Genomic DNA, 12527 nt, shown 5'->3' with positions numbered 1-12527 from the left:
CTTTTAATTTAAATTCTTGAGAATATTTAGCCATTAAAAAGCACCCTTCAAATTAGACTAAGAGTGTCCAACTTTCGGGGTGCAGATTAGGATGTTGGGGTTTTTTATTAACTATCTAAATCAAATTTCCACATTAAAGAAAACTTGGCAAACCTTTAGCAGGATCTGTTTCACGTGCCGCTTGAGCATCTGCTACAGTCATACCTAAGGCCTTAGCAACGCCTTGCCCATAAGCTGGATCGCAAGCATAACAGTTGCGGATATGACGGTATTTGATGAAATCTAGCGCATCACCCATCGCTGCGGCCGTGTTATTAAACAGGGCCTGTTTCTGCTCATCATTCATCAAATTGAACAGGGCACGTGGCTGGCTGAAGTAATCATTGTCATCTTCACGGAAGTCCCAGAAATCAGCATCACCGGTAATCTTTAATGCTGGTTCTTTAAACTGAGGTTGTTCCTGCCACTGGTTAAAACTGTTCGGTTCATAATGTGGCAATGAACCATAGTTGCCATCCATGCGGCCCTGACCATCACGACGATTAGAGTTTACAGGGCAGCGTGCAGCATTGACCGGAACCTGTGAATGATTTACACCAACACGGTAACGCGCTGCGTCGGCATAGTTCACTAAACGTGCCTGTAACATACGGTCCGGTGAGTAGCTGATGCCCGGTACAAGATTACTAGGTGCAAAGGCTGCCTGTTCTACATCCTGGAAATAGTTTTCCGGATTGCGGTTCAGCTCAAATTCACCGACTTCAATCAGTGGATAATCGCCCTTCGGCCAGACTTTGGTCAGGTCAAATGGATGATAAGGCACTGTTTCGGCTTCCAGTTCTGGCATGACTTGAACGTACATTTTCCATTTTGGATAGTCGCCACGTTCGATGGCATCAAACAGGTCGGTCTGGCTGCTTTCACGGTCTTTGGCAATCAAGTCTGCTGCTTCAGCATCGGTCAGGTTCTGGATGCCTTGCTGGGTACGCATATGGAATTTCACCCAGAAGCGTTCATTTTGGGCATTGATAAAACTGAAGGTATGGCTGCCAAAACCATGCATATGACGGTAGCCAGCAGGAATACCGCGATCCGACATGACAATGGTCACCTGATGCAAGGCTTCAGGCAATAATGTCCAGAAATCCCAGTTATTGGTGGCACTGCGCTTGTTGGTTTTCGGGTCACGTTTGACTGCTTTATTCAGGTCAGGGAACTTGCGGGCATCCCGTAGGAAAAATACCGGAGTATTGTTGCCAACTAGATCCCAGTTGCCTTCTTCAGTATAGAATTTCAGGGCAAAACCGCGAATATCACGTTCTGCATCGGCCGCACCACGTTCACCCGCCACCGTTGAGAAACGCGCAAACATTTCGGTCTTTTTGCCGACTTCAGAGAAAATTTTAGCGCGGCTATATTGGGTAATATCATTGGTCACGGTAAAGGTACCGAAAGCACCTGAACCTTTGGCATGCATACGACGCTCTGGAATCACTTCACGGACAAAGTTGGCCAGTTTTTCATTCAGCCATAAATCCTGGGCAAGTAAAGGTCCACGCGCACCTGCCGTCATACTGTTCTGATTGTCGACCACAGGGGCACCAGCTTCAGTAGTCAGGTGGGTAACAGGACATTTTTTAGGGTCTTGACTCATACTATTAACTCCCGTTTCTTTTAATTTAAATTTCCTACAGAAATTTAAGATTTTCAATCCTATCTTACCCTTTACTTGCTTATTAAAATATTAAACTAAGGATATTTTTGAAAATTTATAGCCAACTGATTTAACATAAAATCTCTTATACGAAGTCAAAAATGGGAGCCTATCGCTCCCATTCTTTATTAATGATTTTTTAAATCTTTTAACATTGCTTCACGCAAAATTTTATTCATTCGTGTCTGATAACCTTTTCCTTGTTCTTTTAACCATGCGAGTACATCAGCATCAAGGCGAACAGATGTTTGTTGCTTCACTGGACGATAAAATTGCCCATGACGAACAGCATTGCTCCAGTCTGTAATTTCAGGAATATCAGACAGGTCTAGTTGATCATCTGGTACAGTTCCCTTAGCAAGCAAGCGTTTAATTTCAGCATCTTGCTTATCACTGAAATTTTCATTCAGTTCTTTGCGTGTGTATCTAACCATGCTCATATTGATTGCGCTCCGCTTTGGTTACTTCCCTTGCACTAATGATTCGTATGATTTCACAGTCATCTTCATCAAAGATGGTATGAGCAACTAATAACATCAGTACACCTTTGACCATACCAATGGATTGCCAACGTTCCTCACCATTAGTATGTCTATCTTGGATGGAGATCCTTAAAGGATCATCAAAAATGAGGCTTGCCGTTTCAAAAGATACATCATGTTTTTTCTGATTCTTTTGGTTCTTAGCCTCATCCCATTCGAAATACAGTTCCATAAAAAACATTCAAATTTGTATATACAATAATGTATCATATATTTGTATCACTCAAGATAAAAAGCGTGAATTTTGGTCAACTTTATTGGCGGAATATCTCAAAACAGTTTAAAAAAAAGCCAACTTGTTTCCAAGTCGGCTTTTGAGGGTTTGCGTCCCAATCTTTTATAGCATAACTTTTTGAAATTTAACACTATTTATTTTTATTTTCGTATAAGCGCCATTATGTTAAATGGATAGTTATTTAGTGGAAAAATCAAGTTTTTGAAATTTCAAATAAGAGATTTTTTGTTAAATAGCCCTAATGAATAGGGCTATTTATAGATGAGTCTGATAAAATTTCTGTTTTTCGAGATTAGAACAAGATCTAATTGGATCTAATAATAAAAAGAACTTGTTAAACTTCTGATTGAAAATTAGACATAATACATTTCAGACTGTAACAACTTTAATTATTCGAAGAGTCTAAAGATAATAAAAAATCTTTAATAAATTGATTTACTACAAATATAGACCCATCTTTACTTAAATGGCCATAGTCAACTTGGATTAAATTATTAGTATTATCTGGCCTCACCCTGCATTCATAGTGTGTCTTATCTGAACTTAATTTGCATAACTCATCAATTAATGAAATATAGTGTAATTTTTTAGGAAAATTACGAGATTTCATAATTTTATCTATTTCTATAACTTTTAAATCAAGATTTTTATCAGAAATAAATTTAGAAGTTTTTTTCCAATGTTGAGCTTTTATTATCGTTTGTGGTAATGAGGGTTGCCATTGAGGTACTGGGCCAATTAAAACAACATTAGAAACGCCATTATCTAGTAATTTTTTAGTAATTTTTCCCCAGTCTGTTTTGTCATGATCAGTTGCTTGAGCAATTATTACTGTCTTTGGTTTAAGCTTGATAATACTGTTTAATGCCAATTTATTAGAATGATCACATGCTTTTTTGAATAAGTCTTTCAAATTATCAGACTCTGTCAATAGTGCTCTGCAACCAGCAGAAGTTTTTTGATAGAAAGGGATATTTTTTGATTTTAAAATATTTCTTATTCCAAAAGATAAGGCTTCAGCATGTGAGTCTCCCCATAAAAAGATACCACCATCTCCTTTTTTTTGGATACAACTAGGATCTATTTTATAAGTATTATGATCGGTTAATGAAGAGTACGTATTACATTTTAACCAGTATGTATCATAAAGATTTTTATGCTGTTCTTCATAAAATTTTAAAAATTTTGCTTGATCAGACACCTGAGATAGTCTCAAATTTTTCTGAAAATCGAAGCCATCCATTTTTTTTATACTGTAACTACAGGCTAAAATGATTAAAAATATATAAAAAGGTTTAATTTTATATATATCTTTCCAAGACGAATATCGTGGGAAATTGATCTTTTCAATAAATTGATAACTTAAGAATCCAAGTAAGATTGAAAGTGGAATCCCGTATATCCACCAGTCATCAAATGGAAAGTAAAATCCAACAACCACCAGGGGCCAATGCCATACATAAATAGAATAAGACCATTTGCCGATATAACTAAAAGCAGGATTAGTTATGACAAAATTATTTTGATAATTACTTACAAGAATTAAATATGCGCCAAAGACAGGGATTAGAGCCATATAACCCGGCCATAATGTCTCCTTTGACATTAAAACATAAGCAGTAGCGATAAGGACAAGACCTAAGGATTGAGCTGTAATTTTTTTAATTTTACTTTGAATTGACCAAGGGTATAGGAAAGCCAAACCACCGAGCAACATCTCCCACGCTCGGCTTGTTAGTAAGAAATAAGCGGTTTTACTGTCTTTGTATGTTGCGAAAATACAATAAGTAAAACTCGCTAAAAATAATCCGATTACTACACGTTTTAGATTTGTGAAACTTAGGTATTTTTTTAGAGCAATAATTATAATTGGAAAAAAAATATAGAATTGCCATTCAACAGATAGTGACCACGTATGGAGTAACCATTTTGTATGCTCCGCTGTATCAAAATATCCTCCTCCTTTTGCAAAAAGAAGGTTTGAAATAAATAAGGAACTTTTCTCGACTTGTTGACCTAAATCACGATAATCATTTGGTATTAAATAAAACCAACCAAATATGAGCAGCACAGCAGACATTGCTGCTAATACAGGAATAATTCGATTAGCTCGAGCATTATAGAATTTGAATAAATTAAAAGAGTTTTTTTCTACACCATTAAAAATAATGGATGTCATTAAAAAACCAGAAATGACAAAGAAAACATCAACCCCTGCAAATCCACCTGGTAACCATTGTGAATTAAAGTGAAAAATGACAACTGCAAGAACTGCTATTGCCCGAAGTCCATTAATATCGTATCTAAATTGCATGTAAAATAGGGGAGTAAAGTTATAAATTTGCACATTCTATAACTTAATGAAATTTAAATCAGAATTAATGATTAATTTAAGGTTTTCCTAGAATTAACATAATACACCTTATACGAAATTCACCGCATAACTTCTGTAATAACAAGATATTGCGATCCATTAAAAAGCCCAGTTTCTAAAAACTGGGCTTTTTAATGGATCATTCATCCAATATGATTATTTTCTCTGCAATTTGAAGCTTTATTGATAAGTCTACTTGCATAATGCCCTTATCCATTAGGTAGAAAAAATCGACTTAGAAAGCCCCTTTTAGGCGGCTCCGGTTCTACATGCTCTGGTACTGGAATACGCTTATTTTCTGTTTGTTCAGGAGTAGTCAATCCGTCATAGTTCGTCTCTGACTCTAACCGAGGATCTGTTGCTATATCTTGGTTAGATTTCTGATCGGTAAACGTAGTCATATTAGGTTTTGGAACATCTAATAGACGTTGCATGGCTTCAATTTGTTCCTGATAGAAAGACTCTCTTTCTATGGACTGATTTTCTCTAAGTAATGATTGATTTAATTGCTTTTCAAGCATGTCAACTTGTCGTTTAAGCATGTCAACTTCAGTCAAGTTTTGACTGTTAATTGATTGACTTTGATTGACAGTGCTGGCCTTCATCTGAGGTTCCCCAAACACTCGTAAGGCTTCTGAAAAATCAATTAGTCCATCTGAACCTTTTGATAAATTCCCTTTATTTATATGGGCATATATAGCTTGTCTGGAATATCCATAGAGCTTAGCCAACTCTGAAACTGATAATTTTTTCATGGTGTAAACTAGGTTTTAATTTATGTTAATGCTTGACTGTTAACTTTAAGATGTCAATTGACACCATTTATTGAAAGCCAACTTTTCGCAGTAATGGTGTAAGTTCTTTTAATTTCTCTGGATCTTGTAACATATCTGCAATCCGTACAGCAAATTGTTGATAGCTTTCTGTTCCTTGAGAGTACTTACTCATCTCCGGTAATTCTGAAAGTTTATTTGCAAATAAATGGCGTTGAGAGTCTGTTAATTTAATGAAAATATCAGATGTGTCTTGTTTAACATCATTTGGTTTATCAATATTCTTTTTATGTTTTAAGGTGAATGAGAACCCAGTAATTGAACGTCCTTTTTTATATTGTTGGTAAGTAGTTTTGATATCTGTTTTTTCATTAATGTCACTAACGGCTAAATCAAGAACTCGCTTTTTAAAATCGCTCATCAATTTATATTCATTGATATCTAATCCTAGTTGTGCCCGGAAATCTTGTATTTCAAAAATAGGAGTTTTCCCTGTATTTTTCCATTGGATCAATAATTCATAAAGCCTTGTTGAATAAACACTCTTTAATTGTGATGTTTGACTTAGAAGGTACTGAGTAAAGAATTCTTTTACGCCATTAATTCGACTAATACCCTGAACAACTGCGGGGGTAAAAACTATTTCAATAGCACCTTCATTGTCTAAATATTTAACTTGAGAAATCCATCTACTTTTTACTAGCTTCCCATCTTCATCAAAAAAACTAAATCTGCGATTAAATAGGGTTTCCTCAGCTTCTTTCATTCTTATGTAAGCGTTTTGCCGGGTAGTGTCGAAAACATCAGCATAACGGAGAGCATCAATTCGCAAAGGGGTGTCTGTTGTTAATCCAGTACCTGTTTCTCTGGCATCGACAATTGCAAGTTGCACAATATGAAATTCTGCTAAGGAAAGCATTTGAAATGCCTGATTTAAGCGATTTGTTTTAATAACTAGATCTTTTTTCATGGTAACTAAAAGTCTTTATATAAGTAATTAATATCTTTTAAAGACATACTAATACATATCTTTAAAAAGACAAGCATAAATGACGTCTTTATATGGGTAACTAAACGTCTTTATATGGTAACTAAACGTCTTTATATAGGTAACTAAACGTCTTTATATGGGTAACTAAACGTCTTTATATAGGTAACTAAACGTCTTTATATACAAGCTAAGATCCAGTCATATCAAGGCTCTTGCCATCTGGAAAAGCATTTAAAAGCATTAAAAACAATTAAAAGCCCAAGCAAAGAAAAATTGCCCTTGGTTTTCGCTACGCTCAAACTCTATTGAATCTCGCTTTCGCTCGATTCTTCGGGGCAATTTTTGGTTCATATTTTCGTGACTTTGAAAAAAAGCAAAAGCAAGATCAAAAGCGACTCGGAATTCGCTTCGCTCATCAGCTTTTTTTTACTCGCTACGCTCGGTCTGGAATCAAGATTGGAAAGTTCGCACCCATGCGGGATGCTCTGCAATGAAGGTGATTGATGGATAGGGAGCTGGTAATCAGGGAAAGGGATGGGCGAATTTTCTCAGTTCGCTCGTAGACACTCGCTCTGTTTATCGACTCATGCCACGAGATTTCATTTTAGGCTCATGCTGCTGTGCTTTGAGCTGTTGTTCCTGTCTGAGTTTCATTTGTTGTTCTGCTTTGATTTCATCCACACATTTTTTAATGGCGCGGTAGGATCGGTATAGATTCTGGTATTGCTCGGCTTTGGCCGGATGCTGCTTCTGGTACTGCTTCCAGGCATGTTCCTTGAAAGCATCTCTTTCCAGTAATTCCTTTACGCCATTTTTTTTCTGCTGCTCATGTTGGTCTTTCAGTTGTTTGTGTTTCTGGTAAAGCGCGTCACGTTGCGCTTCCCAGGCTTTTTTTCCAAACAGTAAGGGCTTGTTCTGGCCTAACTCGTTGTGTTGATCCACCAGGCTTTGCAATTTGTCATGACTCTGCTTGAGTCCGCTTTTCACGATCTCCTGGGCGAGCTGCTGATTGAACTCGTTTTTGTGCTTTTGCTGCTTACTCAGGGTATTTTCGACCTTCTCAAGATTGCGCTGCATGAAATCCAGGTCTAGATTCGCGTCTTTTGCGCTGATTTCGCCTTTTAGCAGTTGAACAAGGGTTTCCCTCTGTTTTTGCTCAAACACGGTTTTTTCGTCAATTGGTGGCGTTTTAGCGCTATGTTCGATCTGAATCTGCTGTTCTGTTTTCAGTTTGCTGAGTTTTATCTCATTTTCAGCAATCAGCATGTCCATATTTTTGCCGTATTGCAGCTGTGCCTGATTTCTCTCTTTGATCTCATCATTGCTACGGCTGATTTCGGTTTCTACCCCCTGTCTGCGTAGTTCGGTGACTTTGGGTCCTTCGTGCAGGGTCGCTTCCAGGCCATTCTTCTGGTCTTTGTAGCTGCGGTGGTCGACTCGGGCGGTGGATCCGGCCATGTCGAGGTGCATATTGCAGATATCGGCAAAGTGTTCGCGCCAGTGCTCGATTTCTCCACTGTGTTTCTGATCCAGTTCCCGGGTTTTATCCGTGAAGCCTTCCGGGGTGAGTTTGCGTGTGCTCATCAGGATATGGGCGTGATAATTGCGTTCATCACTGCCAGATTCGGTATGCGGTGCATGGATACAGGCATCGACTGCGACCTGGTGTCTGTCCACAATGTTAGAACATAGCTCTTCAAGCATGGCCAGGCGTTGTTCCTGGTTCAATTCGCTCGGAAAAGCAATTTCAAATTCTCGCGCTACGGTGGAGTTTTTTCGGGTCTCTCGCTGTTCCACTTCGTTCCAGAGTTTCTCTCGGTTTTTTAAATGACTCGGTGCGCCATCCGGTAGGAATATTTCTTTGTGTTCCACTCCGGTTTTTCGGCTGTAGTCATGTTCCCGTCCTTCACGTTCACAATAGATCTTTTCACCTGCCCGATAGGCAATCGCAGCAGTGGCGGAACGCCCTGCTGATCGTGCTACGGTTTTGACTGAAAAGTGGTATATCGCCATGACTGCCTTTTGCTTTTAAATTTCACGAAGTGGAATGACAACCGTGGAACGGTTGTTGGGGTATTGGGGGAACCCCAATCGTACTTGCAAACGAAGTTTGCATAAGTGCGCTCTTCGAGGAAACCATTACTACACATATAGTACCTTGAATGCAGATTCAAGTGCGCTTATGTTAGGGATGATTTCCCAGGATGATGGTATTGGATTAATGAGCGTTACTGAAAATTTAGATAGCAAGATTAAGGCCCAGGAAGAAAAGCTGAAACAGTTAAAGGCTCAAAGACAAGCAGCACTAGCAAGAGAAAAAGCCAAAGAGAAAGAACAGGCGCGTAAGGATGATACGAGACGTAAGATTTTAATTGGATCTTGTATGCTAAAAATCACTGAAGAAGATGAACAGGCTAGGGCTAAATTGATTACTCAGATGGACAAATATTTAACGGATGATAGAGATCGCTTATTATTTAATTTAGCTTTACTTGGTTCAGAGAAGCATCAGTAATTTATAAAAGACAAGCGTGGAGTTTTAAAAAATAAATTATTTTTTTTCGCAGTCTACTTAACAATCTCTGCCCAAAATTCCACGCCTGAATTGACTAAGCTAGGGTCACTTTCAAAGGCTTCTTTTAAATCAGTAACCTTTACCCCAGAATGCCAAAATATGATGTGTAAAGAGATTGCCTGCTTTGCAATTTGCAGGGTTTTTTCATCAGAGTATTTTATAAAAAGGGAGATTGCTTTTTGGTTTCTACTAAAAAGAAAAGCAAAAACAATCTTTCGTTCAGGATCTTGCCCTAAAAACTCATCTCTTTTCATATGCTTTGACACTCATTTTTTGAAGTGAACAGAATCGAAATTTAATATTTCTGTGATATCTCTGAGTTTATGGATTCTATCCTTTTTAAAGCTGAAAGCCTTGCTCCATTAGCAATAAGCAGTTTTTTAAGTGCACTACTGCACAAATTTTAGGCATTTACTCATCGATACTGGTTCTGCTAAGATTAAATTTATAAGAATTAAAGTGTTCAAAAAAATCTAATAAAATTAATGGATATATTTATGAATAAACGGACTGCTTTAGAAATTACTCAAAAGTTACGATCTATTTATGCCGATCAAGTCAGAGTAGCAGAGCTATTCTTAAAAATAGGCCAAGTCTCTAATCTTACCCCTCTAATCCTCATAGGAAATAAAACCGTTTTTTCTTTTAAAGAAACTGGGAAATCTCTCACTAAAATTAAAAAGGAAATTTCTTCTGTGAAAAGTACTTCGCAAGCAGACGAAGTATTGGCAGATATTATTTCTGAGCTGGTATAGTCCCGACAGTAAATAATGAAAAAAGCTGAATTTCCTAATAGGAAATTCAGCTTTTTTTTACTTTCTAGTGAGACTAATCCTCACTATATTACTTCTGTTTTTTAAGCTGCTTTTTGAACTTATTTAACTTGTTTTTGTGTTTTGAAATCTTTTCAAGACGTGCTTTGATCTTCTGTTTCAAGATTTTAACTTGCTTCGACATGATGTCACTCCTTGGTATGAATATCCGCTGACTGATTTTTTTTCATAAAACTACGGATAAATTTTCTTAATTCTCTAGCGGCACTGGTGTCCATAGCTTCACACAATTGAATGAACTCATCACGTTCAGTGCTGTTAATGCGAATTAAGAGTTGCCCATCTTTTTTGTTGGCCTTTATTTTTTTGGGTTGATCAGTCATAAGATATTTATTCCCAAAGGCACTAAAACAATAAAATGTATATACACTATATATACATTATGAAAACTAAGCAACTATTTAATTTATTGTTTTTTATTAATAATATTGTTATTCCTGATCGGATGGAAAACCGGACATTTCTATTTATGGTTTACAACTTTAATGAATGGCCTAATGTAATTTTAGAGCACACCCCAAAGTAACGTCATGGCAGCCAAAATTCTCAACCTAAAATCAATGGTTTAAGAGGCGTGATAGATCAGCTTAGCAACGATTAAAGCAAGTCTTAGACTTATACGTGACATAAAAAAAGCTTTACCCTGAAAAAATTAGATGTGTTACTAATAACGATGATATCCGAGTCCATTTTAATGATCTGTAGGATTAATGGATTGCATTATTTTAATCATACTAATCAATAAGACAGTGATCGGATTCTTAGTATTTTTTGATGATTTTTTAACCAACAACTGGTTTAATCAGGCTCAGAATAACAATAAATAAATATAAAGAAACAAGGGCAGCGCAAATTTAACCCTCTAATTCTTTGTTAGAAAAAAAAGATCAAAGAAGGAAATAAAGAATTAGAGGGTTACGATTTTCTTATCCAATTCACTACACTTTCCATTGTATAAATCATATGAAGCGTGGACACTAGATCCGCGCTTTTTTGTGTGACTTCGCATAAGGTGTATTATGTTAATTTTAGAGAAACTAAAAAGGCTAACTATGAATAAAAGAAATAATTTTTTAATTTTAAAATTGATATATAACTAACAGTTGAGTCTTTGATCATAGCTATGTAAGTATAGTTAAATGATAGATAAGACTATGCTTTATAGGCTCCTTCCATGCAAATTTCCGTATTAAACCAATCACTTTCTTATAATTTTATTATTCAGAATTTTAATATTCAAGTACACCCAAATATCTATACATTGATTCATGAATTTGATAACGCAGCAATGGATTTCAAAACGGCTTGTGAATGTACTAACGATACGACCGTCATTATAGATAAGGCAATTACAGCTGTTTCTCGCTATAAAAGTATTCTGCTAAAAAAGAATGAGTTCTTTAGATCAGTAAATACAAATAATTATAATAATCAAAGAAATGAATTATCCAATACAGACAAAGCCATCATACAAATAACTATGGCGGGAACTGTCGTTTTGGAAAGTTTTATCAAATCATCGAAATTATTTGATCCAGACATGAAAATTTGCGCTGAGCTGCATAAAACTATTTATAATTTTTATAAATCAGAAATTTCAAATAAGTTAGACTCAGAGTTTTGGTATGAACTCAAGGTATATGAATTTTTAATTCATACCAATGTTACTCAAAATAGATATCACTCGCCTTTTTTCTCGTCGGAAGAAATTGAAGCATTTTTTATAGAAAATAGGACATCGGTTTTATCAAATTTAGTAAAATGCAGCCAGATATATAATCCCTTAGACAATCAACGCCAAAAACATTTTTTTGAAATTTTAAAACTAATATCTTCAATTTCATCTACATATCAAATGGCTAGATTAATTTAATAGGCGTAAATATCTTTTAAATAGTACATAATTTTGTAGACTCTATTTTGCTACATCAAGCTAATAAACTCCATTTAACATAATGGCGCTTATACGAAACGCAAAATAAATAGTGTTAAATTTCAAAAAGTTATGCTATAAAAGATTGGGACGCAAACCCTCAAAAGCCGGCTTGGAAACAAGTCGGCTTTTTTTTAAACTGTTTTGATATATTCCGCCAATAAATTTGATTACTTTTTAATCAAATTGAAACTTTTTTCAATGTTACCAATCTTCCCAGGGCAAAAAATATCCCCAATTTCTGCGGATAAAACCGGGATAATTTTTAGCCAACTTTGTAAGCATTTGCTCACATTAATTCCAGTATATGGCTACTAGTTCTAATACTTGAAAGTTCATATGATTAATACATCAGGAACAGGATGTTCCAGAACGTAAAAAGGAATTTTATGTTCTAACGCAAGGAATGTGAGGTACAACAGGATGTCGTACCAAGAACGGAATACGAAAAACCCCGACAGGATGATCTGACCCCCAAAAGTTAGACAGTAAGTTAGGCAATTTCTAAGGACTGATTTCTGTATTCTACAGGGGTCAGTCCTTTCAATTTAACCTTG

At 36.2% G+C, this 12527-nt stretch carries 13 protein-coding genes; 3 read left to right on the top strand and 10 right to left on the bottom strand.

Features of this window, described 5'->3' with window-relative positions:
- Nucleotides 1-133: 133 nt before the first annotated feature.
- From HLH14_RS12770 to mobQ, 7 genes are all read right to left on the bottom strand, one after another.
- Complete coding sequence (locus tag HLH14_RS12770) at nucleotides 134-1654, bottom strand: catalase (protein ID WP_049590605.1); 1521 nt, start codon at nucleotides 1652-1654, stop codon at nucleotides 134-136.
- Nucleotides 1655-1842: 188 nt separating this feature from the next.
- Nucleotides 1843-2154, bottom strand: a complete 312-nt coding sequence (locus HLH14_RS12765) for a BrnA antitoxin family protein (protein WP_086185573.1) — start codon at nucleotides 2152-2154, stop codon at nucleotides 1843-1845.
- A complete protein-coding gene (locus HLH14_RS12760) occupies nucleotides 2141-2428 on the bottom strand; it encodes a BrnT family toxin (protein ID WP_171533196.1) in 288 nt (95 codons plus the stop codon). The genes HLH14_RS12765 and HLH14_RS12760 overlap by 14 nt, the downstream gene beginning before the upstream one ends.
- Before the next feature lie 448 nt (nucleotides 2429-2876).
- Nucleotides 2877-4805 carry an acyltransferase family protein gene (locus tag HLH14_RS12755; RefSeq protein WP_171533197.1) on the bottom strand — a complete coding sequence of 643 codons (1929 nt, stop codon included), beginning with the start codon at nucleotides 4803-4805 and terminating at the stop codon, nucleotides 2877-2879.
- Nucleotides 4806-5074: 269 nt separating this feature from the next.
- Complete coding sequence (locus HLH14_RS12750) at nucleotides 5075-5620, bottom strand: plasmid replication DNA-binding protein (RefSeq protein WP_171533195.1); 546 nt, start codon at nucleotides 5618-5620, stop codon at nucleotides 5075-5077.
- Nucleotides 5621-5687: 67 nt separating this feature from the next.
- Nucleotides 5688-6608 (bottom strand): replication initiation protein RepM, encoded by a 921-nt coding sequence (repM, locus tag HLH14_RS12745; RefSeq protein ID WP_171533194.1) that lies wholly within the window; start codon nucleotides 6606-6608, stop codon nucleotides 5688-5690.
- Between the two features lie 597 nt (nucleotides 6609-7205).
- Nucleotides 7206-8642 carry a MobQ family relaxase gene (gene mobQ, locus HLH14_RS12740; RefSeq protein WP_171533193.1) on the bottom strand — a complete coding sequence of 479 codons (1437 nt, stop codon included), beginning with the start codon at nucleotides 8640-8642 and terminating at the stop codon, nucleotides 7206-7208.
- A 208-nt stretch (nucleotides 8643-8850) separates the two neighbouring features.
- Here mobQ and HLH14_RS12735 point away from each other — a divergent pair, with 208 nt between their 5' ends.
- Nucleotides 8851-9144: a mobilization protein gene (locus HLH14_RS12735; protein WP_155859826.1), complete on the top strand. Its 294-nt coding sequence runs from the start codon at nucleotides 8851-8853 to the stop codon at nucleotides 9142-9144.
- Nucleotides 9145-9197: 53 nt separating this feature from the next.
- On the opposite strand, the gene HLH14_RS12730 is transcribed toward HLH14_RS12735, so the two are convergent.
- Nucleotides 9198-9458 carry a hypothetical protein gene (locus tag HLH14_RS12730; RefSeq protein ID WP_171533192.1) on the bottom strand — a complete coding sequence of 87 codons (261 nt, stop codon included), beginning with the start codon at nucleotides 9456-9458 and terminating at the stop codon, nucleotides 9198-9200.
- Between the two features lie 243 nt (nucleotides 9459-9701).
- Here HLH14_RS12730 and HLH14_RS12725 point away from each other — a divergent pair, with 243 nt between their 5' ends.
- Nucleotides 9702-9959 (top strand): hypothetical protein, encoded by a 258-nt coding sequence (locus HLH14_RS12725; protein ID WP_171533191.1) that lies wholly within the window; start codon nucleotides 9702-9704, stop codon nucleotides 9957-9959.
- A 206-nt stretch (nucleotides 9960-10165) separates the two neighbouring features.
- Here HLH14_RS12725 and HLH14_RS12720 read toward each other — a convergent pair whose 3' ends face one another.
- Nucleotides 10166-10360, bottom strand: a complete 195-nt coding sequence (locus HLH14_RS12720) for a hypothetical protein (RefSeq protein ID WP_016165158.1) — start codon at nucleotides 10358-10360, stop codon at nucleotides 10166-10168.
- A gap of 851 nt (nucleotides 10361-11211) precedes the next feature.
- On the opposite strand from HLH14_RS12720, the gene HLH14_RS12715 reads away from it, so the two are divergent.
- Nucleotides 11212-11910, top strand: a complete 699-nt coding sequence (locus tag HLH14_RS12715; RefSeq protein ID WP_171533190.1) for a hypothetical protein — start codon at nucleotides 11212-11214, stop codon at nucleotides 11908-11910.
- A 553-nt stretch (nucleotides 11911-12463) separates the two neighbouring features.
- Here HLH14_RS12715 and HLH14_RS16270 read toward each other — a convergent pair.
- A partial coding sequence (locus tag HLH14_RS16270) for an IS3 family transposase (RefSeq protein WP_413228053.1) occupies nucleotides 12464-12527 on the bottom strand: 64 nt, incomplete at its 5' end.

The sequence above is a fragment of the Acinetobacter terrae genome (genome assembly GCF_013004375.1).
Lineage (GTDB): Bacteria > Pseudomonadota > Gammaproteobacteria > Pseudomonadales > Moraxellaceae > Acinetobacter > Acinetobacter terrae.
This window is presented reverse-complemented; position numbering and strand designations above follow the sequence as displayed.